Source organism: Paraburkholderia aspalathi (assembly GCF_900116445.1).
Classification (GTDB): domain Bacteria; phylum Pseudomonadota; class Gammaproteobacteria; order Burkholderiales; family Burkholderiaceae; genus Paraburkholderia; species Paraburkholderia aspalathi.
Genome location: NZ_FPBH01000010.1, coordinates 61376 through 82383, shown reverse-complemented (window position 1 = coordinate 82383; position 21008 = coordinate 61376). Strand labels below are relative to the sequence as shown.

General features: G+C 62.7%; 22 protein-coding genes. 13 read left to right on the top strand and 9 right to left on the bottom strand.

Translation table 11 applies throughout. From position 1 onward, the window contains the following. Positions 1–25 precede the first annotated feature (25 nt). The 4 genes from ybeY (at position 26) to lnt (ending at position 4135) form a co-directional block, all read left to right on the top strand. A complete protein-coding gene (gene ybeY, locus BM438_RS17205) occupies positions 26–487 on the top strand; it encodes an rRNA maturation RNase YbeY (RefSeq protein ID WP_054034485.1) in 462 nt (153 codons plus the stop codon). Positions 488–526: 39 nt separating this feature from the next. Continuing rightward, entirely contained in the window at positions 527–1240 is a 714-nt protein-coding gene (locus tag BM438_RS17200; protein WP_093635499.1) for a gamma-glutamylcyclotransferase, read from the top strand. Between the two features lie 230 nt (positions 1241–1470). Then, the gene (locus BM438_RS17195; RefSeq protein WP_054034680.1) at positions 1471–2367 is read left to right on the top strand and encodes an HlyC/CorC family transporter; all 897 of its coding nucleotides are present in this window, start codon (positions 1471–1473) and stop codon (positions 2365–2367) included. A 49-nt stretch (positions 2368–2416) separates the two neighbouring features. Continuing rightward, a complete protein-coding gene (gene lnt, locus BM438_RS17190; RefSeq protein ID WP_093635498.1) occupies positions 2417–4135 on the top strand; it encodes an apolipoprotein N-acyltransferase in 1719 nt (572 codons plus the stop codon). A gap of 126 nt (positions 4136–4261) precedes the next feature. On the opposite strand, the gene loiP is transcribed toward lnt, so the two are convergent. Continuing rightward, entirely contained in the window at positions 4262–5020 is a 759-nt protein-coding gene (gene loiP, locus BM438_RS17185) for a metalloprotease LoiP (RefSeq protein WP_093635496.1), read from the bottom strand. A 294-nt stretch (positions 5021–5314) separates the two neighbouring features. Then, positions 5315–5929, bottom strand: coding sequence for a glutathione S-transferase C-terminal domain-containing protein (locus BM438_RS17180; protein ID WP_175050754.1), 615 nt, complete (start codon positions 5927–5929; stop codon positions 5315–5317). Between the two features lie 233 nt (positions 5930–6162). Between BM438_RS17180 and BM438_RS17175 the strand changes: the two genes are divergently transcribed. From BM438_RS17175 to ruvC, 6 genes are all read left to right on the top strand, one after another. Continuing rightward, positions 6163–7569 carry an aminopeptidase P N-terminal domain-containing protein gene (locus BM438_RS17175; protein WP_093635752.1) on the top strand — a complete coding sequence of 469 codons (1407 nt, stop codon included), beginning with the start codon at positions 6163–6165 and terminating at the stop codon, positions 7567–7569. Between the two features lie 44 nt (positions 7570–7613). Next, entirely contained in the window at positions 7614–8855 is a 1242-nt protein-coding gene (locus BM438_RS17170; protein WP_093635494.1) for a UbiH/UbiF/VisC/COQ6 family ubiquinone biosynthesis hydroxylase, read from the top strand. 279 nt (positions 8856–9134) lie between these two features. Beyond that, the gene (dusB, locus tag BM438_RS17165) at positions 9135–10202 is read left to right on the top strand and encodes a tRNA dihydrouridine synthase DusB (RefSeq protein ID WP_093635492.1); all 1068 of its coding nucleotides are present in this window, start codon (positions 9135–9137) and stop codon (positions 10200–10202) included. Then, entirely contained in the window at positions 10199–10432 is a 234-nt protein-coding gene (locus tag BM438_RS17160; protein WP_007180440.1) for a Fis family transcriptional regulator, read from the top strand. The genes dusB and BM438_RS17160 overlap by 4 nt, the downstream gene beginning before the upstream one ends. A 55-nt stretch (positions 10433–10487) precedes the next feature. Then, a complete protein-coding gene (gene purH / locus BM438_RS17155; protein ID WP_093635490.1) occupies positions 10488–12053 on the top strand; it encodes a bifunctional phosphoribosylaminoimidazolecarboxamide formyltransferase/IMP cyclohydrolase in 1566 nt (521 codons plus the stop codon). Between the two features lie 172 nt (positions 12054–12225). Continuing rightward, positions 12226–12768: a crossover junction endodeoxyribonuclease RuvC gene (ruvC, locus tag BM438_RS17150; RefSeq protein ID WP_093635488.1), complete on the top strand. Its 543-nt coding sequence runs from the start codon at positions 12226–12228 to the stop codon at positions 12766–12768. Positions 12769–12772: 4 nt separating this feature from the next. Here ruvC and BM438_RS17145 read toward each other — a convergent pair whose 3' ends face one another. After that, on the bottom strand, positions 12773–13405 hold the full coding sequence (locus tag BM438_RS17145; RefSeq protein ID WP_093635486.1) for a LysE family translocator: 633 nt from the start codon (positions 13403–13405) through the stop codon (positions 12773–12775). Between the two features lie 197 nt (positions 13406–13602). Here BM438_RS17145 and ruvA point away from each other — a divergent pair, with 197 nt between their 5' ends. Both ruvA and ruvB read left to right on the top strand, forming a co-directional pair. Beyond that, a complete protein-coding gene (gene ruvA / locus BM438_RS17140; RefSeq protein WP_093635484.1) occupies positions 13603–14184 on the top strand; it encodes a Holliday junction branch migration protein RuvA in 582 nt (193 codons plus the stop codon). A gap of 121 nt (positions 14185–14305) precedes the next feature. Continuing rightward, on the top strand, positions 14306–15370 hold the full coding sequence (gene ruvB / locus BM438_RS17135; protein ID WP_093635482.1) for a Holliday junction branch migration DNA helicase RuvB: 1065 nt from the start codon (positions 14306–14308) through the stop codon (positions 15368–15370). A gap of 33 nt (positions 15371–15403) precedes the next feature. On the opposite strand, the gene BM438_RS17130 is transcribed toward ruvB, so the two are convergent. The 3 genes from BM438_RS17130 to tyrS all read right to left on the bottom strand — a co-directional run bounded on the left by BM438_RS17130 (position 15404) and on the right by tyrS (position 17953). Beyond that, complete coding sequence (locus BM438_RS17130) at positions 15404–16084, bottom strand: histidine phosphatase family protein (protein ID WP_093635480.1); 681 nt, start codon at positions 16082–16084, stop codon at positions 15404–15406. 111 nt (positions 16085–16195) lie between these two features. Beyond that, a complete protein-coding gene (gene dtd, locus BM438_RS17125) occupies positions 16196–16654 on the bottom strand; it encodes a D-aminoacyl-tRNA deacylase (protein WP_093635478.1) in 459 nt (152 codons plus the stop codon). Between the two features lie 54 nt (positions 16655–16708). Further along, positions 16709–17953: a tyrosine--tRNA ligase gene (gene tyrS, locus BM438_RS17120; RefSeq protein WP_093635476.1), complete on the bottom strand. Its 1245-nt coding sequence runs from the start codon at positions 17951–17953 to the stop codon at positions 16709–16711. A 206-nt stretch (positions 17954–18159) separates the two neighbouring features. Here tyrS and BM438_RS17115 point away from each other — a divergent pair, with 206 nt between their 5' ends. Then, positions 18160–19290, top strand: coding sequence for an anhydro-N-acetylmuramic acid kinase (locus BM438_RS17115; RefSeq protein ID WP_093635474.1), 1131 nt, complete (start codon positions 18160–18162; stop codon positions 19288–19290). A 78-nt stretch (positions 19291–19368) separates the two neighbouring features. Here the strand turns inward: BM438_RS17115 and erpA are convergent, their stop codons facing one another. The 3 genes from erpA to rplM all read right to left on the bottom strand — a co-directional run bounded on the left by erpA (position 19369) and on the right by rplM (position 20836). Beyond that, a complete protein-coding gene (gene erpA, locus BM438_RS17110) occupies positions 19369–19734 on the bottom strand; it encodes an iron-sulfur cluster insertion protein ErpA (protein ID WP_007180424.1) in 366 nt (121 codons plus the stop codon). Between the two features lie 269 nt (positions 19735–20003). After that, the gene (rpsI, locus tag BM438_RS17105) at positions 20004–20396 is read right to left on the bottom strand and encodes a 30S ribosomal protein S9 (RefSeq protein WP_007180423.1); all 393 of its coding nucleotides are present in this window, start codon (positions 20394–20396) and stop codon (positions 20004–20006) included. Positions 20397–20407: 11 nt separating this feature from the next. Beyond that, the gene (rplM, locus tag BM438_RS17100; protein WP_020069304.1) at positions 20408–20836 is read right to left on the bottom strand and encodes a 50S ribosomal protein L13; all 429 of its coding nucleotides are present in this window, start codon (positions 20834–20836) and stop codon (positions 20408–20410) included. Positions 20837–21008: the final 172 nt, after the last annotated feature.

The following is a 21008-nucleotide window of genomic DNA, read 5'->3' as shown; positions in this document are numbered from 1 at the left end:
AAACCAGGCAACAAACCGATCAAGCATGAGCCGCGCACCGAAACTGACGTTGAATCTGCAATTCCCCGCCGCCAAGACCTGGCCGGAACACAAGGCGCTGCTGCCGCGCGCTACCGTGGCCGGCTGGATCAAGGCGGCGCTCTTCGCTGACGGGGAACTGACCGTGCGTTTCGTCGATGCCGAAGAAGGCCGCACGCTTAACCGCACCTATCGCGGCAAAGATTACTCGACCAATGTGCTGACGTTTGCGTACGCCGAATCGGAAGACGATCCGGTGACGGGCGATCTGATCCTATGCTGTCCGGTGGTCGAAAAAGAAGCCGCCGAGCAGGGCAAGCCGCTGATCGCGCACTACGCGCATCTGCTGGTGCACGGCACCCTCCATGCGCAAGGCTACGACCACGAGGTCGAGGAAGAAGCCGAGGAAATGGAAGCGATCGAAACCGAAATCCTCGGCAAGCTCGGTTTCCCGGATCCTTACCAATAGTCTTTCCCAACCCCTTTACCCTCTCCGTCAGAAACTACCGTGAGCACGTCCTCCCCTGAAACCGATACGCGACGCACGCCCTGCCCGGACTACCCGCCCGCGCTCGGCGAACCGCGGCTGCTGACTGAGGAGGAGTTGCGCGCGTCGCTCGAATGCACGTTGCGTGACTGGGACCGCAAGAGCGATCTGTGGTTGTTCGGTTATGGTTCGCTGATCTGGAATCCCGGTCTGCCTAGTGTCGAAGCGGCCCGCTCGAAAGTGCATGGTTATCACCGCGGACTGTATCTGTGGTCACGCGTGAATCGCGGCACGCCCGAACAGCCGGGCCTCGTGCTCGCGCTCGATCGCGGCGGCTCATGCTCCGGCATCGCCTTCCGCCTCGCCGCCGAGGGTGCGATGCCGCATCTGGAAGCGCTGTGGCGCCGTGAAATGCCAATGGGTTCGTATCGCCCGACGTGGCTGCCCTGCGTGCTCGCCGACGGCCGCCGCGTCGACGCGCTCGCGTTCGTGATGCGGCGCGACGTGCCAACCTACACCGGCAAACTACGTGACGAGGTCGTCAAAACCGTGTTCGGCTGCGCGAGCGGCCGCTACGGCACCACGCTCGACTACGTGAGCCGCACCGTCCACGCGTTGCGCGAAAGCGGCATGCCCGACCGCGCGCTCGAAGCGCTGCTCGAGCGTTGCCGCGAGGAAAGCCGCGAGGCCGGTCATGACGCTGAGCGGCAAACGGGCCAAGGCTCGGCACAATAAGGCAAACGCAGCCGCGCCCACTTCAGCGCCCCGCTCGATCCTTACTTTTTTGCTCGAAAACGCTTTTCCTCGCGTAATCAGTTAGGATTGACCCATGCCCACCGCGCGCGGCCGGGCGGGTCACCACTGCTTCACTCATCGCCCAGCCCGGCAGGACACGGTCCTGCCATGTGCCTGGTGTATCCTTAATGCTCTGCAACAGCGCGCCCAGTCTCGCCGGGCGCACTACCATGAACGACACGTATCCCAGTCGACACCGAACTAGCGACAAACCACAGGAAAAACGCTCACTCCTCGAGCGTCTGACCGACTTCATCTCGCCCGAGCCCGACTCGCGGGCCGAACTTCTGGAAATCCTGCAGGACGCGCACGAGCGCAACCTGATCGACGCCGACTCGCTGTCGATGATCGAGGGCGTATTCCAGGTGTCCGAACTCAGCGCCCGCGACATCATGGTGCCGCGCGCTCAAATGGACGCGATCAACATCGCGGACAATCCCGCCGAATTCATCCCCTACGTGCTGGAAAAAGCGCACTCGCGCTATCCGGTATTCGAAGGCAATCGCGACAACATCATTGGTGTGCTGCTCGCGAAAGACCTGCTGCGCTACTACGCCGAAGACGAATTCGACGTGCGCGGCATGCTGCGCCCCGCCGTCTTCATCCCGGAGTCCAAGCGCCTGAATGTGCTGCTGCACGACTTCCGCGTGAATCGTAATCACCTCGCGGTGGTGGTCGACGAATACGGCGGCGTGGCAGGCCTGATCACGATTGAAGACGTGCTGGAACAGATCGTCGGCGATATTGAAGACGAATACGATTTCGACGAAGAAAGTGGCAACATCATCGCTTCGCCGGACGGCCGCTTCCGCGTGCGTGCGCTCACGGAGATCGAGCAGTTCAACGAGTCCTTCGGCACACATTTTCCGGACGACGAAGTCGATACGATCGGCGGTCTCGTCACGCATCATTTTGGACGGGTGCCGCATCGCGGCGAAAAAGTCCGCCTCGACGATCTGATCTTCGAGATTCTGCGCGGCGACGCCCGCCAGATTCACATGCTGCTGGTGCGCCGCGACCCGCTCGCGGGCCAGCGCGAGCGCGAAGCACAGCACGTGCAGACCTGATCCGTTCCTTTTCTTCGCCTCTTCAACTTCTCACGCCGACCGCGCAACAATGGCCGACCCGATTACATCCCGTTCGCGCCGCGGCGTGAGTGCCCCTGTCGCCCCTGCCACCCAGGAGGCGCGCGGCCGTGCACTGCCCCGCTGGCATTACCTCGTCGCGCTGGCCGCCGGTGCGGCCAATACGCTGTCGTTCGCGCCAACGCCGCATGGCGGCTGGCTCGAACTCGTGATCTTCGTGTTCTTTTTCGCATGGCTCACGCGCACGACCAGCTGGAAAAGCGCCGCGCTGACGGGCGGCGCATTCGGCTTCGGCAACTACGTCACCGGCGTATGGTGGCTGTACGTCAGCATGCACGACTACGGCGGCATGGCCGCGCCGCTTGCGGGCGCGGCGGTCGTGTTGTTCACGTTGTATCTGGCGGTGTATCCGGCGCTGGCTGCCGGCGTCTGGTCGTTCTGTGCGGGGCATGCGCGTAACGGAGCAGCCGATACCGACAAACCGTTCTCGCCGACCTGGCACGGCGCGCTGGCGTTTGCGAGCGCGTGGGCAATCGGTGAATGGTTGCGCGGCACGGTGTTCACCGGTTTTCCGTGGCTCTCGAGTGGTTATGCGCAGGTAGACGGCCCGTTCGCCGGGTTTGCGCCTGTGGCGGGCGTGTACGGCGTCGGCTGGATGTTGGCGCTGGTGGCCGCATTGATCGTGCAGGCGCTGATACCGCTGTTGCCTTCGCGCGGGCAGCTCGATACCGCTGACGGCGGAAATGCCGGCAATGAGGCTAAACGCGGCGTCGCACGCATTGCTGTGCCAGGGGGAATCGCAATCGCGCTGATCGCGGCCGGCCTGCTGCTGCCGCTCGCGCAATGGACCCTGCCGGCCAACGCGCCGTTGACGGTGCGCCTCCTGCAGGGCAACGTCAAACAGGAAATGAAGTTCGAAGTAGCCGGCATGCGCGCTGCGATCGACCAGTATCAGCAGATGATCACATCCAAGCCGGCCGATCTGATCGTCACGCCGGAAACCGCCATTCCGGTGCTCGCGCAGCAATTGCCGCCGCAGTTCGCGTCAGCAGTGCGCAACTTTTCAGACACGACCGGCACCGCGATCGTGTTCGGCGCGATCGGCGGCACGATTACGCCGGAGGGTCAGGTGGTCGACTACACGAACAGCCTGTTCGGCGTCACGCCGGGCACGCGCGACGTGTATCGCTACGACAAACACCATCTCGTGCCATTCGGCGAATTCGTGCCGTGGGGCTTTCGCTGGTTCGTCAACCTGATGAGCATTCCGCTCGGCGATTTCGCGCGCGGCGCGCCGGTGCAGAAGCCGTTCATCGTGCATAACCAGCCGGTCTCGGTCGATATCTGCTACGAGGATATTTTCGGCGAGGAGATTGCGCGGAACATTCGCGAGAGCGACACGCCCGCGGGTGTACTGGTCAACTCAACCAATCTCGCCTGGTTCGGCGACACGATCGCGCTGGATCAGCATCTGCAGATTGCGCGCATGCGTTCGCTGGAAACCGGCCGGCCGATGCTGCGCGCGACCAACACCGGCATGACCGCCGCAATCGACGCCAACGGCAAGGTGATCGGGCGCTTGACGCCGTTCACGATCGGCTCGCTCGATGTGACGGTGCAAGGCACCTCGGGCAGCACGCCTTATGTGACGAGCGGCAATAACACGGTGCTGGCCGTTTCGCTATTGCTGCTGGCGTTCGGGTTTGCATTCGGGCCCGGGATTACGCGGCGGCAAAACGGTAAGAAATAACTCGCGATAAAACGGCGTGACTGTGCGCATGCCGTTTATATGTGAAAACGCAGTGGTGAATCTCGCCTCAATAGAAAAACGCGCGCTCCGGAACCCCGTGAGCGCGTGCTTATAAGAAATCAGGCTTTACTGATTCGACGCAATTCGCTGCTGAATATGTTGTGCGCGCGCCGGTGAAGCCGGATGCGAACTCAACATGCTCGACTTGCCGCCATCCAGTTGTGCGAGCTTGTTGAACGCCGTCACCAATCCCGACGGATCGAGATTCTTCTTTTTCTGCAAGTCGAATGAATAATCGTCGGCCGCGCTTTCCTGGGTTTGCGAGAACTGCGCATTAATCAGCTTCTCGGAAAAATCGCCAAGCTGCGAACCGGACAATGCCCCCGCCACACCGCCCGCCGACGATGCCACCGTACGCGCCGCCGAAGTCGCGTACGCGACCTGCATCGCCTTCTTCGTATGGCCGAGTGCAACGTGGCCCATCTCGTGGCCGACCACGCCGCGCACTTCGTTGTCGTTCATCATGTCCATCAGGCCGCTATAGACGCGAACGCAGCCGTTGGCCATCGCCCATGCATTGACGTCCTTGGTGATGTACACCTTGTAGTTCACCGGCACGCCGTTGATGTTGTTGCCCAGTTGCGCGGCGATCTTGTTCAGGCGTTTCTGATACTTGCTGTTTGCGGGGGCAATCTGATTTTCGCTATCCAGCTGCGCGCACGACTTGTCGGTCAGCGTACGCACGTCAGCATCGCTGAGTGTGGCGGCCTGAGCGGCCTGCTGGCCGGACTGGATCAGCGCAGTCGGATTAACGTTGCTCACGTTCGAGCACGCAGCAAACAGCGCACAGGCGGAAGCGGCAATGACAAAGCGGTACGATTTCATGGTGGAAGTCTCTTTTGCGGACGTTATTAATATCGACGGCGCGTTTTAATGCACCGCCCATTCGCAATGGCCGCAGATCACGGGAGAAAAACTCCGCGTATGTCGATTGCATAAACCATTACGCCACGCGACAGACAAAAAAATGCGCCTGACGGGTAGGCGCATTTTTACCACAAACGTAAGCTTAAATTTATGCTTATGAAAGCGTGAATGACATCATTTTGCAATTTAGCGAAAATTGCGGGCGGCGCGATTCCAGACAACCGCACCGTTGAGCGGTAACGCGTACTCCGTTCAGTCCGCCGGCACCGTATCAATGAACGACTGACGCAGCGACAGTTTCTGGAAATGTTTATCCAGGTTCGGATACCCTTCGCGCCAGTTCAACTGAGGCATGCGGAAATCGAGGTAGCCCAGCGCGCAGCCCACAGCGATATCCGCGAGCGTGTAGTGATTGCCCGTACACCACGGCTTGGTGCCCAAGCCTTGGGACATGGCTATCAGGCCTTCATCGATCTTGCGCTGCTGCCGCGCGACCCACGCGTCCACGCGCTGCTCGGGCGCGCGCTGGGTGCTTTCGAGGCGAATCAGCACCGCGGCGTCCAGCATGCCGTCGGCGAGCGCTTCCCAGCAGCGCACTTCGACGCGCTCACGCCCGGACGGCGGAATCAGCTTGCCGACCGGCGACAGCGTATCCACGTATTCGCAGATCACCCGCGAGTCGAACACCGCTTCGCCGTCTTCCATCACGAGGCACGGCACCTTGCCGATCGGATTGAAGGTGTGAATCGTGGTATCCGGCGCCCAGACGTTCTCGGGCACGAGTTCGTAGTCGATCTTCTTGTCGGCCAGAACGATCCGCGCTTTGCGCACGAACGGGCTGGCGAGCGAACCGATGAGTTTCATCATTACCATCTGCCTTTTCTTGAATTCGGCGAAAGTATAAGTGGTCGGCGGCATTCCCGAGCACAGCGCAGTCGCTTCGCAAGCCGCATGGATGCTCGCTGTGGATGGATTGCAACATTGCCGCGACGCCAGCATGCCGTCTACCCGGCCAAATGGCCAACGTGGCCGGGGCGACCACCTCTGCCCGCCAGTATCCGCGCAAAATAAGTCTCCGCATTGGGCGCTACAATCTCACGATGAACCAGCCGACCGAACCCACCATCGCCATCGACGTCTACCGCACGCGCCGCGAGCGCGTCCTCGCCGCGCTGCGCGCGACGGGTGGGGGCGTCGCCATCGTCCCCACCGCGCCGGAAAAGCTGCGCAACCGGGACGCCGACTACCCCTACCGGCACGATAGCTACTTCTACTATCTGACGGGCTTCACGGAACCCGAGGCGTGGCTGGTGCTGGACGCAAGCGCCGCATCGGGCGAACCGACCTCGATCCTGTTCTGCCGCGAGAAAAATGTTGAGCGCGAGACGTGGGAAGGTTTCCGTTTCGGGCCGGAGGGCGCACGCGAGGCGTTCGGCTTCGACGCCGCCTTCCCCGTCGACGAAATCGACGCGCAGCTACCGCGCATTCTCGCCGACAAGCCATCGCTGCATTACGCGCTCGGCACGTCAGCGGAACTGGACGAACAGGTGCGCGGCTGGCTCGACGCGGTGCGCTCGCTGGGTCGCAGCGGCGTCGCCGCGCCCACGGCCGCGCATGATCTGATCCCGTTCCTCGACGACATGCGGCTCATCAAGGATCCCCACGAACTCGCCATCATGCGCCGCGCCGGGCAGATTTCCGCGCAGGCACATCGCCGCGCGATGGCCGCCTGCCACCCCGGCGTGCGCGAGTACGAACTCGAAGCCGAGCTGCTCTACACCTTCCGCAAATTCGGCGCGCAGGCGCCGGCTTACACGTCGATCGTCGCCGCGGGCGCCAACGCCTGCGTGCTGCACTACCCGGCCGGCAACGCGATCGCCCAGGACGGCGACCTGATCCTGATCGACGCCGCCTGCGAACTCGACGGCTACGCCTCCGACATCACCCGCACCTTCCCGGCGAGCGGCCGCTTCACGCCGGCGCAGCGCGAGCTGTACGACATCGTGCTGGCCGCGCAGCAGGCTGCCGTGGACGCCACCCGCGTCGGCGCGACCTTCGACGATCCGCACCAGGCCGCCGTGCGCGTGCTGTCGCAAGGCCTGCTCGATACCGGCATCATCGACCGCGCGAAGTTCGCCTCGGTCGACCAGGTGATCGCGGAGCGCGCCTATGCGCCGTTCTACATGCACCGTACCGGCCACTGGCTCGGCATGGACGTGCACGACGTCGGCGACTACCGCGAACGCGGCGCGCCGCGCGACGAAGCGGGCGCGCTGCCGTGGCGCACGCTGCAGGTGGGGATGACGCTGACCATCGAGCCCGGCTTGTACATCCGTCCGACTGAAGGCGTGCCCGAGCGCTACTGGAACATCGGCATCCGCATTGAGGACGACGCAATCGTCACGGCGGCGGGTTGCGAGCTGATCACACGCGACGTCCCGGTGGCGGCCGACGAGATCGAGGCGCTGATGCAGGAAACCCGCGCGGCCCAGCCGCTAAAGCAGTAACCGCGGCAGTTACCCAGGCAGCAACACAAGGAAGCAAACCCGCAATGAATGACGTTTCCCAGTCGACGGTGATTCTGAAACCCGCCGCGTCCGACCATGGCTTCGATTTCGACGTGACGATCGTCGGGGCCGGGCCGGTCGGTCTGGCGCTTGCCGGCTGGCTGGCGCGCCGCAGCGCGACGCAGGCGCTGAAGATCGCGCTGATCGACGCGCGCGAACCGGAAGATTCGATTGCCGATCCACGCGCGATCGCCGTCTCGCACGGCAGCAGGATGATTCTCGAGCCGCTGCGCTGGCCTGCCGACGCCACCGCGATCCAGCGCATCCACGTCTCGCAGCGCGGCCATTTCGGCCGCACGCTGATCGACCACAGCGAGCACGGCTTGCCGGCGCTCGGCTACGTGCTGCGTTATGGCTCGATCGTGCATGGTCTCGCCGAAGCGGTTCACGCGAGCTCGGTGCACTGGTTCCGCTCCACCTCCGCCGCGGCGCCGACTCAGGACCTCGACGGCGTCACGCTGCCGATCGAAACCGCGGGTGTCACGCGCAATCTGCGCACGCGGATTCTGGTGAACGCCGAAGGGGGACTGTTCGGCGACCAGAAACAGAAAGCCACCGGGGAGGCAGGCAGCAGCGCCGGCGGCGGTACGCGCGATTACGGGCAGACCGCGCTGGTCGGCACGGTCACCGTGTCGGCACCGCAACCGCATGTGGCGTGGGAGCGCTTCACGTCGCAAGGGCCGATCGCATTGCTGCCGATGGGCGGCGTGCGCGGCGCGAATTACGCGCTGGTCTGGTGCTGCGCCCCTGACGAAGCCGCGCGACGCGCACAACTCTCCGACGACGAATTCCTGCTTGAACTCGGCACGGCATTCGGCAACCGCATGGGCCGCTTTACGCAAATCAAGGGACGCGCATCGTTCCCGCTCGGACTGAACGCGGTCGATACGCTGGTGAACGGCCATGTCGTCGCAATCGGCAATGCGGCGCAGACGCTGCATCCGGTGGCAGGTCAGGGTCTGAATCTGGGTTTGCGCGACGCGCACGCGCTCGCCGATGCCTTGTCGGCAGAAGGTCCGACCCCGCTGGCTCTGGCGACGTTCGCGCAACGCCGCGCGCTCGACCGCCGCCTGACGATCGGCGCAACCGACACGCTCGCACGTCTATTCACCGTCGACTTCCCGCCGCTCGCCGCCTTGCGCGGCCTCGCTCTCACCGCGCTCGAATTCGTGCCGCCGGTGAAAACCGCGCTGGCGCGGCAAATGATGTTCGGCCAGCGCCGCTGAGCGCGCCGCCCGTTCGCGCCTGACGCCCTCGGCCGTTGCAGCCTTTTTAGGCACCGTACCAGGCACATACAACGGCAAATAAGCACGCACATTGGCGGCGCCACGCGAACGGTGCCGGTTCTATGGACCGGACCACTTTCATAGAAGATTTAATGAGTTACGGCAGACTCAAGTCGGGTGTCGACTATCCGTTAACGCTAAAATGGCGGTTTTCCTTCGCATTTCGCGCAATCTTCGATTGTCAGAAACTTAACAATCGGCCACAAGCGCGTCCAAGTCATGCCCACTCTCGGCCCCCACAATCTGCGTAACAACCTGTTCGTCGCCCCCATGGCCGGCGTAACCGACCGGCCGTTCCGCCAGCTGTGCAAACGGCTGGGCGCGGGCTATGCGGTGTCGGAAATGGTCGCCTCGAACGCGCAGTTGTGGAAAAGCGAAAAAACCATGCGCCGTGCCAACCACACGGGCGAAGTCGAACCGATCGCCGTGCAGATCGCCGGCGCGGATCCGACCATGATGGCCGAAGCCGCGCGCTACAACGTGGCGAACGGCGCACAGATCATCGACATCAACATGGGCTGCCCGGCCAAGAAAGTGTGCAACGTGGCCGCGGGTTCCGCCTTGCTGCAGAACGAGCCGCTGGTGCAGCGCATCGTCGAGGCCGTGGTAGGCGCGGTGGGCGTCGGCCCGGATGCCGTGCCCGTCACGCTGAAGATCCGCACCGGCTGGGATCGCGACAACAAAAACGCTTTGACGGTCGCCCGTCTGGCCGAAGCCGCCGGCATTTCCATGCTGACCGTGCACGGCCGCACGCGCGCCGACCTGTATCACGGCGACGCCGAATACGAGACCATCGCTGCCGTCAAAGCAGCGGTGCGCATTCCGGTGGTCGCCAATGGCGACATCACGTCGCCGCAAAAAGCCCGCGAGGTGCTCGCCGCCACCGGCGCCGACGCCATCATGATCGGCCGCGCCGCCCAGGGGCGTCCGTGGCTGTTCCGCGAGATCGAGTATTTCCTGCAAACGGGTGAGTTGCTGCCGCCGCCGCGCATCGACGAAATCCAGCAGGTGATGAACGAGCATCTCGAAGATCACTACGCGTTCTACGGCGAATTTACGGGCGTGCGCACTGCGCGTAAGCATATCGGCTGGTACACTCGCGGCCTTTCTGGCGCCAACGTGTTCCGGCACCGTATGAATACGCTGGACACCACGCGCGAACAACTCCTCGCCGTCAACGAATTCTTCGACGCCCAAAAGGCGATTTCCGACCGCCTCGTCTACGTCGACGAGACGCTCAGCAAGAATGACGGCGAGCCGGACCATACCGACCGACTAGCAGCATGAGCAAGAACAATATCGAACAATCCGTCCGCGACAGCCTGGGGATGTATTTCCAGGATCTCGACGGCTCCAATCCGCACGACGTCTACGACATGGTTATTTCATGCGTGGAAAAACCCTTGCTCGAAGTGGTGCTCGAGCAGGCCGGCGGCAATCAGTCGCTGGCCGCCGAGTATCTCGGCATCAACCGCAATACGCTGCGCAAGAAACTGCAACAGCACGGTCTGTTGTAGTTCGTTGTAGTTTCAGGCGCCCTGCCACGTTTCCCTTCGGCTTTTCGTCTTCATCATGATCAAGCAAGCGCTCATCTCCGTTTCCGACAAGTCCGGCATCGTCGACTTCGCCAAGTCGCTGTCGGACCTCGGCGTCAAGATCCTGTCGACCGGCGGCACCGCGAAACTGCTCGCGGACGCGGGCCTCTCCGTCACCGAAGTCGCCGACTACACGGGCTTCCCGGAAATGCTGGACGGGCGTGTGAAAACGCTGCATCCGAAGGTGCACGGCGGCATTCTCGCGCGCCGCGACCTGCCGGAACACATGGCCGCGCTTGAAAAGCACGACATTCCGACGATCGACCTGCTGGTCGTGAATCTGTATCCGTTCGTGCAGACCGTGTCGAAGGAAGAGTGCTCGCTGGAAGACGCGATCGAGAACATCGACATCGGCGGCCCGACCATGCTGCGCTCGGCCGCGAAGAATCATCGCGACGTGACCGTCGTGGTTGATCCGGCGGATTACGCGGTCGTGCTCGACGAAATGCGCGCGAACAACAACGCGGTTGCCTACAAGACGAACTTCCGTCTGGCCACCAAGGTATTCGCGCACACCGCGCAGTACGACGGCGCGATCACGAACTACCTGACGAGCCTGACCGACGAATTGCAGCACTCGTCGCGCAATACTTATCCGGCTACCTTCAACCTGGCTTTCGACAAGGTGCAGGATCTGCGCTACGGCGAGAACCCGCACCAGAGCGCTGCGTTTTACCGCGATCTGTCGGTGCCGGCCGGCGCACTGGCGAATTACAACCAGTTGCAGGGCAAGGAACTGTCGTACAACAACATCGCCGATTCCGATGCGGCGTGGGAATGCGTGAAGACGTTCGACGTGCCGGCTTGCGTGATCGTCAAGCACGCGAATCCGTGCGGCGTCGCAGTGGGCGCGGACGCGAACGAAGCGTATGCGAAGGCGTTCCAGACCGATCCGACCTCGGCGTTCGGCGGCATCATCGCGTTCAACCGTGAAGTCGACGAAACGGCAGCGCAAGCTGTGGCCAAGCAGTTTGTCGAAGTGCTGATCGCCCCGTCGTTCAGCGCGGCGGCTCGTCAGGTGTTCACGGCCAAGCAGAATGTGCGTCTGCTGGAAATCGCCTTGGGCGAAGGCCATAACGCGTTCGATCTGAAGCGCGTCGGCGGCGGCCTGCTGGTGCAATCGCTCGATTCGAAGAACGTGCAGCCGCACGAATTGCGCGTGGTCACGAAGCGCCACCCCACACCGAAGGAAATGGACGACCTGCTGTTCGCATGGCGCGTCGCGAAGTACGTGAAGTCGAACGCGATCGTGTTCTGCGGCAACGGCATGACGCTCGGCGTCGGCGCGGGCCAGATGAGCCGCGTGGACTCGGCGCGTATTGCGAGCATCAAGGCGCAGAACGCCGGCTTGACGCTGACCGGCTCGGCCGTGGCGTCGGACGCGTTCTTCCCGTTCCGTGACGGTCTGGATGTGGTGGTGGCGGCAGGCGCAACCTGCGTGATTCAACCGGGCGGCTCGATGCGCGACGACGAAGTAATCGGTGCAGCAGACGAGCACAACATCGCGATGGTGTTGACCGGCGTGCGTCACTTCCGGCATTGAATTCGGCTTCGCGGGCGGCGTGAGCGTTACGCGCCGCTCGCCCGCGTAGCTTGAGCGAAACGGCTCGGTGGAGTTTTCCGCCGGGCCGTTTTGTTTTGGAACACCGCCCGCCACATGGCGCGTTCGTTGTAGTATCGCAAGCACCAAGTTTTTACCGCACGTGCGGCACCTCATGAGAATTCTCGGCATCGACCCCGGCTTGCGCGTGACCGGCTTCGGCGTGATCGATCAACACGGCCACAAGCTCAGCTACGTCGCGAGCGGCACGATCAAAACCGCCGACGCCGATCTGCCGTCGCGTCTCGGCACCATCTTCGAAGGCATTTCGACGCTGATCCGCCAGCACTCGCCGGATCAGTCGGCGATCGAAAAAGTGTTCGTCAACGTCAACCCGCAATCCACTTTGCTGCTCGGCCAGGCGCGCGGCGCGGCGATCTGTGGACTGGTGGCCGGTGGCGTGCCGGTTGCCGAATACACGGCCTTGCAGTTGAAGCAGGCCGTGGTCGGTTATGGCCGCGCGACCAAGGAACAGATGCAGCAGATGGTGGTACGGCTGCTTAACCTCTCCGGCGTGCCAGGCACCGATGCGGCCGACGCCCTCGGCATGGCGATCTGCCACGCGCATGGGGGCTCGACGCTTAGCACGCTGGGCGGCATCGCGCCGTCGCTAGCCAAGAAGGGCCTGCGAGTGCGGCGCGGACGGTTGGTCGGCTAGGCCCTCAGTTTCGACTCGCCAGCGCCAAGCGGCACGCCAGTCCGGCAAACACCGTCCCCAACAAATACTGCGGCACGCGCGACGGCCTGCGCCCGGCACTGAGCTTACGGCTCAGCTTGCTCGCCATCAGAATCACGGCGCCGTTCACACAGAAGCCGATCAGATTCAGCACGGTCGCGAGCACCATAATCTGCAACGCTACCGAGCCCGCTTCCGGCCGCACGAACTGAGGAAATAGCGCGAGCACGAACAGCGCGACTTTGGGATTCAGTAAATTGGTGAAGAGACCCTGCCGGAAGATGCGACCGACCGGATAACGGCTCATCGACGCATTCGGCGACAGCACGGTGCCTTGCGTGCGGAACGTCTTCCAGGCGAGATACAGCAGATAGGCGGCGCCGGCGAAACGCACGACGTCGTAGGCCATCGGCACGGCCAGGAACAGCTGCGACAGACCGAATGCGGCGGCTAGTGCGTGACAGTAAGTCCCGACCAGAATACCCGCCAACGAGGCGAAACCAGCGGGACGCCCCTGGCTCACGCTGCGCGAAGCGATCAGCAGCATGTCGGGGCCGGGCGTGGCGGTCAATGCGAGACACGCGCCGGCAAACAGCGCGAGAGTGGTGAGGCTCAGCATGGAAGCTCCTTCTGGTTGTGCCGGGCGAGAACCCGCCAAAAGGGATCTCAGTCTAGGGGGCTGCAACACGCTGGTCAACCGCAGTTGCGCATAATGCAGCGCGCTACTGCGCTGCTTGCCGACGCCCCATCGCGCTACCACGCCCGCGGCGCATCCACTGCGCTACACTCGCCCTTTCTCTCAAGATTGAATCCGCCATGATCGGTCGCATTGCCGGCGTTCTGCTGGAAAAAAACCCGCCGCACCTACTCGTCGACTGCAACGGGGTCGGCTACGAAGTCGATGTGCCGATGAGCACGTTCTACAACCTGCCCTCGACCGGCGAACGCGTCGTGCTGCTCACGCAAATGATCGTGCGTGAAGACGCGCATTTGCTGTACGGCTTCGGCACTGCCGAGGAACGCTCGACGTTCCGCGAATTGCTGAAGATCACCGGCATCGGCGCGCGTATGGCGCTCGCCGTGCTCTCCGGCATGAGCGTGCATGAGCTGGCGCAGACCGTCACCATGCAGGACGCCGCGCGCCTGACTCGCGTGCCGGGCATCGGCAAGAAAACAGCGGAGCGGCTGCTCCTCGAATTGAAGGGCAAGATCGGCGCCGATCTGGGCGCGCTGGCGGGCGCGGCGTCGGCATCCGACCACGCGTCCGACATCCTGAACGCACTGATCGCATTGGGTTACTCCGAAAAAGAAGCATTGGCGGCCGTCAAGAACGTGCCGGCCGGCACCGGTGTTTCCGAAGGCATCAAGCTCGCGTTGAAGGCGTTGTCCAAGGGTTAAAAGCTCGTGCCGTGACGGTGGAGCCGCGTGCGACAAGTGAAGCTTCGCACACGGCAGCGCGGCGCACACCCTGGCCGTTCGGCCGAGTTTCGCAACGGGCGGGGCGCGGTACAATGACCGCATGATCGAAACCGACAAACTCGCCGCCGAGCGCATCATCGCGGCCACGCCCGTCTCGCCGAACGAAGAAGCGTTCGAGCGCGCGTTGCGCCCGCGCCAGCTCGAAGAATATGTCGGGCAGGAAAAAGTGCGCGGTCAGCTGGAAATCTTCATCGAGGCCGCCAAGCGCCGGTCGGAATCGCTCGACCACGTGCTGCTGTTCGGGCCGCCGGGTCTCGGCAAGACCACGCTCGCGCACATCATCGCGCGGGAAATGGGTGTCAATCTGCGGCAAACGTCCGGCCCGGTGCTTGAACGCGCCGGCGACCTCGCCGCATTGCTCACCAACCTCGAAGCCAACGACGTTTTATTCATCGACGAAATCCACCGGCTCTCGCCAGTCGTCGAAGAAATTCTGTATCCGGCGTTGGAGGACTATCAGATCGACATCATGATCGGCGAAGGACCGGCCGCGCGCAGCGTGAAGCTGGATCTGCAGCCGTTCACGCTGGTCGGCGCAACTACCCGCGCGGGTATGCTGACCAATCCGCTGCGCGACCGCTTCGGTATCGTCGCACGGCTCGAGTTTTATAACGCCGAACAACTGGCGCGCATCGTCACCCGTTCCGCGTCGTTGCTGCATGCGCAGATTCACCCGGATGGCGCATTCGAAATCGCCAAGCGCGCACGCGGCACGCCGCGGATCGCGAATCGGCTGTTGCGCCGCGTGCGCGATTTCGCCGAGGTGAAAGCGGACGGCAACATCACCGCAGAAGTGGCGGACGCGGCACTCAAGATGCTCGACGTGGATGCGGTCGGCTTCGACCTGATGGACCGCAAACTGCTTGAGGCGATCCTGCACAAATTCGACGGTGGCCCGGTCGGCGTCGACAATCTGGCAGCGGCAATCGGCGAAGAGCGCGACACGATCGAAGACGTTCTCGAACCGTATCTGATCCAGCAAGGCTTCCTGCAGCGCACGCCGCGCGGCCGCGTCGCCACGTTGCTCACGTACCGGCATTTCGGCCTCGCTGCACCGGACGCTTCGAGCCCCATATCCGGCCTGTGGGACGCGGCCGCGACCTGAGCCTGATGCGCGAGTTGAAATAACTCGCGCCGTTTAACGCCCCGGTTCCGGCACCCTCTTCTTGAAGCTATCGTCGTCGCTCGGTGCGTCGAGGTGCGACACGTCCGCCCACGACACGATCGTCGCCTTGCTGGCGTCGTCGGCATAATCCACTACGTTGACGCTCGTGTTCAGCAACGCGTAATCGCGCGGCGCATCGAGTGACAAACCGCACGCAAAGCGACGCACGCAATCGAGCACGCCGCCATGCGCGACGACAGCGATCCGACCGCCCGGATGCGCGGCCACTAGAGGTTCGATCGCGTGCAGCACGCGGTGATAGAGCGTGCGCTGCGACTCACCTTCAGGCGGCGCAAAACCCGGATCGCGGGTTTGCCAGTGCGCGTATTCATCAGGGAACCGGACTGCGATTTCGTCGCTGTCGTGCCCTTGGAACGCGCCATACGAACGCTCACGCAAACCCTCACGCAGTTGCAGCTGAAGGCCGAGCGCGTCGGCGATCGGCTGCGCGGTTTGCTGGGCACGTTGCAGATCGCTCGAATAGATCGCGTCAAGCCGCGCGCCCTCTTTCGCCTCACTCGCGATGCGGCGTGCAAGGCGTTGCGCCTGCGCGAGGCCGGTCGTCGCGAGCGGAATGTCGATGTGACCTTGAATGCGCTTGATGCGGTTCCAGTCGGTCTCGCCGTGGCGGATGAACAGAATCTGCGTGGTCATGGGATGGACGTGGGCGCCAGTAGCCGGTTATGCCGAGCCGCTATTGTCGCAAAAAGCGGCTGGAGGAGTGGATGCCTGCCGCCGAATACACCATGCGGCAGCAGTGGAAGCTCAAGCGTTCGTCTGCAGCCAGAACGTGACCGGTCCGTCATTGACGAGCGACACCTGCATATCGGCGCCGAACTCGCCCGTCTCGACGATCGGGTGCTTTGCGCGCGCTGCCGAGACGAAGTAGTCGAATAGTCGCTTGCCCTCGTCGGGCGGCGCGGCGGGTGTGAAGCTGGGGCGCAGGCCGCTATTGGTGTCGGCCGCCAGGGTGAACTGCGAAACGAGCAGCAAGCCACCTGCACGCCCGGCGCCGTCGAGATTCTGCACGGAGAGATTCATCTTGCCGGCCGCGTCGCTGAAGACGCGGTAGCCGAGCACCTTGGCGAGCAGCCGGTCGGCTGCGGCCTCCGTGTCGCCACGTTCGGCGCACACGAGCGCGAGCAAGCCCGCCTCGATCGCGCCGGTCACGCGCTCGTCCACGCGCACTTCCGCGCGGCGAACGCGCTGGATCAGCGCGATCATCGGCTCGACTCCGGATGCAACAACGCCCGAATCAGCATCGTTATCGCTGAGCCATCAAGCCGTCAGCGTGACGCGCGCAAAACGGCGCTTGCCGACCTGCACGACGTACTCGCCGGCTTCGACCTTCAGGCCCTTGTCCGACACGGTCGTGCCGTCGATCTTCACGCCGCCCTGCTCGATGTTGCGCAGCGCTTCGCTGGTCGACGGTACGAGATTGGCCTGCTTGAGCAACTGGCCGATTGCGAGCGGTGCGCCCGCGAGCGTCACGGCCGGAATATCGTCCGGCACGCCGCCCTTCGCGCGATGATTGAAGTCCTCGAGCGCGCGTTCGGCATCGGCTTGCGAGTGGAAGCGCGCGACGATTTCCTGACCCAGCATCACCTTGAAATCGCGCGGATTGCGGCCCGCTTCGATCTCTTTCTTGAAGCCGGCGATCTCGTCCATTGGACGGAACGACAGCAGTTCGAAGTAACGCCACATCATCACGTCGGAAATGCTCATCAGCTTGCCGAACATATCCGTCGGTTTTTCGCTGATACCGATGTAGTTGTTCTTCGACTTCGACATCTTCTCGACGCCGTCCAGGCCTTCGAGCAAGGGCATCGTCAAAATGCACTGCTGTTCCTGACCATACTGCTTCTGCAGTTCACGGCCCACCAGCAGGTTGAACTTCTGGTCCGTGCCGCCGAGCTCAAGGTCGGCGTTCAGCGCGACCGAGTCGTAGCCTTGCATCAGCGGGTACAGCAATTCGTGGATCGAGATCGGCACACCGCCCTGGAAGCGCTTGGTGAAATCTTCGCGCTCGAGAATACGCGCCACCGTGTAGCGCGAGGCGAGCTTGATCATGCCGTCGGCGCCGAGCGGCATCGACCATTCGCTGTTGTAGCGGATTTCGGTTTTTTCGCGATCGAGCACGAGCGCGGCCTGCTCGAAATATGTCTTCGCGTTCGATTCGATCTGCTCGCGCGTAAGCGGCGGGCGCGTAGCGTTGCGGCCCGACGGATCGCCGATCAGCGAGGTGAAGTCGCCGATCAGGAAAATCACCGTGTGACCGAGATTCTGCAACTGGCGCATCTTGTTCAGCACGACCGTGTGGCCGATGTGGATGTCCGGCGCGGTCGGATCGAGGCCGAGCTTGATGCGCAGGGGCACACCGGTGGCCGCGCTCTTCGCGAGCTTCTGTGCGAATTCTTCTTCGATCAGCAGTTCGTCGACGCCGCGTTTGGTGACGGCGAGTGCGTGACGGACTTCGTCGGTGATCGGGAAGGCGGGGCTGGGCTTGGTGGACTCGGTGGTCATGCTGGAAACGTGAAGTCGCGAAAAAAGGAGATTGTCCCATAGATGCGCGCCGCCGCGCCTACTGACTCGGCCACAAGCGCGCCGTCAGCGCATGATTTCGGTCTGTCGGGACGCGCCATTGGCAGCGTCACGCTTTATATTCGACCGCACTTGCACCGATAATCTGCTAAAACAGATCGCAACGAATCATCGAGAGGAGCAGCAACGTGGCGCAAGACCCCGCAGACGGCGTGTACCTGGGATTGATGTCCGGCACGAGCATGGACGGCGTGGACGGTGTTGCCGTCAGATTCGCGAAAGGAAAGCCGCCGGTGGTGCTGGCCGAAGCGTTTGTCGGTTTCGCGGCAGGCTTGCGCGACGCGCTGTTCGCGCTCCAACAGCCGGGCGACAACGAGATCGAGCGTGAGGCGCTGGCCGCCAATGCGCTCGCCACACGCTACACGGTGTGCTGCCACGAACTGCTGGGCGCGAGCCGCGTGCCGGCCTCGGAAGTCCGTGCAATCGGCGTGCATGGTCAGACGGTGCGGCATCGGCCGGAAAAGGGTTACACGCGGCAGATCAACAACCCCGCACTGCTCGCGGAAATGATGCACATCGACGTGGTCGCCGATTTTCGCAGCCGCGACGTCGCGGCCGGCGGCCAGGGCGCGCCGCTCGTGCCGGCGTTTCACGCCACGGTGTTCGGTGCGAAAGACGAAACACGGGTGGTCTGCAATCTTGGCGGCATCAGCAATATCACGATCCTGAACGCGACCGGCGGCGTGCGCGGCTTCGACTGCGGACCAGCGAACGCGCTGCTTGACGAATGGGCGCAGCGCCATCTCGGCAAGCCTTTCGACGAAAACGGCCATTTCGCCGCAAGTGGACAGGTCGATCGCTCGTTACTGAACGCACTGCTCGACGAGCCCTTTTTCTCGGCCCAACCGCCAAAAAGCACCGGCCGCGACTTGTTCAACCCGCAATGGCTGGATGCCAAGCTCCAACCATTCGCCGCCCTCGCCCCCGCCGACGTGCAAGCCACACTGGTCGCGCTGACCGCCGTAACGGTGGCTCGCGAAATCGAACGGCATGCATCGGACGCCAAGGCGGTCTATGTGTGCGGCGGTGGAGCGCGCAATCCAGAGATTCTGAAAGCGCTGCATCAGGCGCTGGAGGACAGTGGCGTAAGCGGCGTGCCCGTGATGACAACCGACGCGCTCGGCGTACCGCCGAGCCAGGTCGAGCCGCTGGCGTTCGCTTGGCTGGCAATGCGCTGCGTGGCGCGCCTGCCGGGCAATTTACCGGCCGTCACCGGCGCCACCGCCGAACGCGTACTGGGGGCGATCTACCCGCGGTGATTGGGGGAATTCAGCTCAGGCAATAAAAAACGGGGCCGAAGCCCCGTTTTCTTTTACAACCTGTCGACTAATCAGCCATCAAACCGAAAACGACGAGCCACAACCACACGTGGTCGTAGCATTCGGGTTCTTGATGACGAACTGCGCGCCGTTGATGTCGTCCTTGTAGTCGATCTCAGCGCCGACCAGATACTGGTAGCTCATCGAATCGATCAGCAGCTGGACGCCGCTCTTGTTCATGACGGTGTCGTCTTCGTTGACGGCTTCGTCGAACGTAAAACCGTACTGAAAGCCCGAGCAGCCGCCGCCCTGCACGAAAACGCGCAGTTTGAGGTCCGCATTGCCTTCTTCTTCGATCAGTTGCTTGACCTTGTCAGCCGCTGCGTCGGTAAAAACGAAGGGGGCAGGCATCTCGGTCACGGGTGTATCGGTGACTGCGTTCATTCGAACTCTCCAAAAAGCTTCTAACCGCTATTGTAGGGCTGATCTCGATATCGTGCCGAAGCCCACAAAATCAATGGGTTCTTCCAGCAAATTCAACGGTCGGCCCTGATCCCGCCACCAGCTTGCCTGAGCAGACCGCGCCGGCACATCCAGCAACAAAACCCTTACTGCAAAGCTTGGCTGCAAACCAATAAAAAAAGCCGCCTTCGCGAAAGCGTTGGCGGCTTTTGCAGCATTCCAGCCCGAAAGCCGGATTGCACACGAAGCGATTAACGCTTCGAGAATTGCTTCCGGCGACGTGCCTTGTGGAAGCCGACCTTCTTACGTTCGACTTCACGAGCGTCACGCGTAACGAAGCCAGCCTTCGACAGTTCCGGCTTCAGCGTTGCGTCGTAATCCATCAGCGCGCGGGTGATGCCGTGGCGAACCGCACCGGCTTGACCCGTTTCACCGCCACCGTTCACGTTGACTTTGATGTCGAACGTGACGCCGTGGTTCGTGAGTTCCAGCGGCTGACGCACGATCATCAGCGACGTTTCGCGCGAGAAGTAATCGGCGATAGGCTTGCCGTTTACAATGATCTCGCCCTTGCCAGCCTTGATGAAGACGCGTGCGACGGCGCTCTTGCGGCGGCCCGTGCCGTAATTCCAGTTACCGATCATGTGGGCTCCCCTTAGATCTCGAGCGCTTTCGGCTGTTGTGCCGAATGCGGATGCGTTGCTTCAGCGTAGACCTTCAGCTTCTTGATCATCGCGTAGCCGAGCGGGCCCTTCGGCAGCATGCCCTTAACCGCTTTCTCGAGCGCACGGCCCGGGAAGCGTTCTTGCATCTTGCCGAACGTCGTTTCATAAATACCGCCCGGGTAACCCGAGTGACGGTAGTACTTCTTGTCAGTAGCCTTGTTGCCCGTGACCTTCAGCTTGCCGGCGTTGATAACGATGATGAAATCACCGGTGTCGACGTGCGGAGTGAATTCAGGCTTGTGCTTGCCGCGAAGACGGTGTGCCACTTCGCTGGCGACACGCCCGAGAACCTTATCCGTCGCGTCAATCACGTACCATTCACGCGTAACCTCATGGGCTTTTGCGGAAAACGTCTTCATGATCGATCCAAAAAAATTGCTGCGCCCAATGTATTTTTTCCTGCTTGTAGTGTGCGCATCGAGGCGCGTGCAGGCTCTCCCTGTTCTTCCTCCGCGGGCGCGGATGCGGAAAAGCTCTGAATTATAAAGGAATTTGTCACGCCGAGTCAAAGCTTGCGGGGGTTTCGGCGTG

Bases quoted from the DNA above. Each gene is read 5' to 3' on its own strand.
- dtd (WP_093635478.1), bottom strand. From the start codon at position 16,654: ATGATCGCGCTGATCCAGCGCGTTCGCCGCGCGGAAGTGCGCGTGGAC.
- BM438_RS17160 (WP_007180440.1), top strand. From the start codon at position 10,199: ATGAGCAAGAACAATATCGAACAATCCGTCCGCGACAGCCTGGGGATG.
- purH (WP_093635490.1), top strand. From the start codon at position 10,488: ATGATCAAGCAAGCGCTCATCTCCGTTTCCGACAAGTCCGGCATCGTC.
- tyrS (WP_093635476.1), bottom strand. From the start codon at position 17,953: ATGACCACCGAGTCCACCAAGCCCAGCCCCGCCTTCCCGATCACCGAC.
- erpA (WP_007180424.1), bottom strand. From the start codon at position 19,734: ATGAACGCAGTCACCGATACACCCGTGACCGAGATGCCTGCCCCCTTC.
- ruvB (WP_093635482.1), top strand. From the start codon at position 14,306: ATGATCGAAACCGACAAACTCGCCGCCGAGCGCATCATCGCGGCCACG.
- BM438_RS17130 (WP_093635480.1), bottom strand. From the start codon at position 16,084: ATGACCACGCAGATTCTGTTCATCCGCCACGGCGAGACCGACTGGAAC.
- BM438_RS17170 (WP_093635494.1), top strand. From the start codon at position 7,614: ATGAATGACGTTTCCCAGTCGACGGTGATTCTGAAACCCGCCGCGTCC.
- ruvA (WP_093635484.1), top strand. From the start codon at position 13,603: ATGATCGGTCGCATTGCCGGCGTTCTGCTGGAAAAAAACCCGCCGCAC.
- loiP (WP_093635496.1), bottom strand. From the start codon at position 5,020: ATGAAATCGTACCGCTTTGTCATTGCCGCTTCCGCCTGTGCGCTGTTT.
- BM438_RS17175 (WP_093635752.1), top strand. From the start codon at position 6,163: ATGAACCAGCCGACCGAACCCACCATCGCCATCGACGTCTACCGCACG.
- lnt (WP_093635498.1), top strand. From the start codon at position 2,417: ATGGCCGACCCGATTACATCCCGTTCGCGCCGCGGCGTGAGTGCCCCT.
- rplM (WP_020069304.1), bottom strand. From the start codon at position 20,836: ATGAAGACGTTTTCCGCAAAAGCCCATGAGGTTACGCGTGAATGGTAC.
- rpsI (WP_007180423.1), bottom strand. From the start codon at position 20,396: ATGATCGGTAACTGGAATTACGGCACGGGCCGCCGCAAGAGCGCCGTC.
- BM438_RS17145 (WP_093635486.1), bottom strand. From the start codon at position 13,405: ATGCTGAGCCTCACCACTCTCGCGCTGTTTGCCGGCGCGTGTCTCGCA.
- BM438_RS17195 (WP_054034680.1), top strand. From the start codon at position 1,471: ATGAACGACACGTATCCCAGTCGACACCGAACTAGCGACAAACCACAG.
- ybeY (WP_054034485.1), top strand. From the start codon at position 26: ATGAGCCGCGCACCGAAACTGACGTTGAATCTGCAATTCCCCGCCGCC.
- BM438_RS17180 (WP_175050754.1), bottom strand. From the start codon at position 5,929: ATGATGAAACTCATCGGTTCGCTCGCCAGCCCGTTCGTGCGCAAAGCG.
- dusB (WP_093635492.1), top strand. From the start codon at position 9,135: ATGCCCACTCTCGGCCCCCACAATCTGCGTAACAACCTGTTCGTCGCC.
- ruvC (WP_093635488.1), top strand. From the start codon at position 12,226: ATGAGAATTCTCGGCATCGACCCCGGCTTGCGCGTGACCGGCTTCGGC.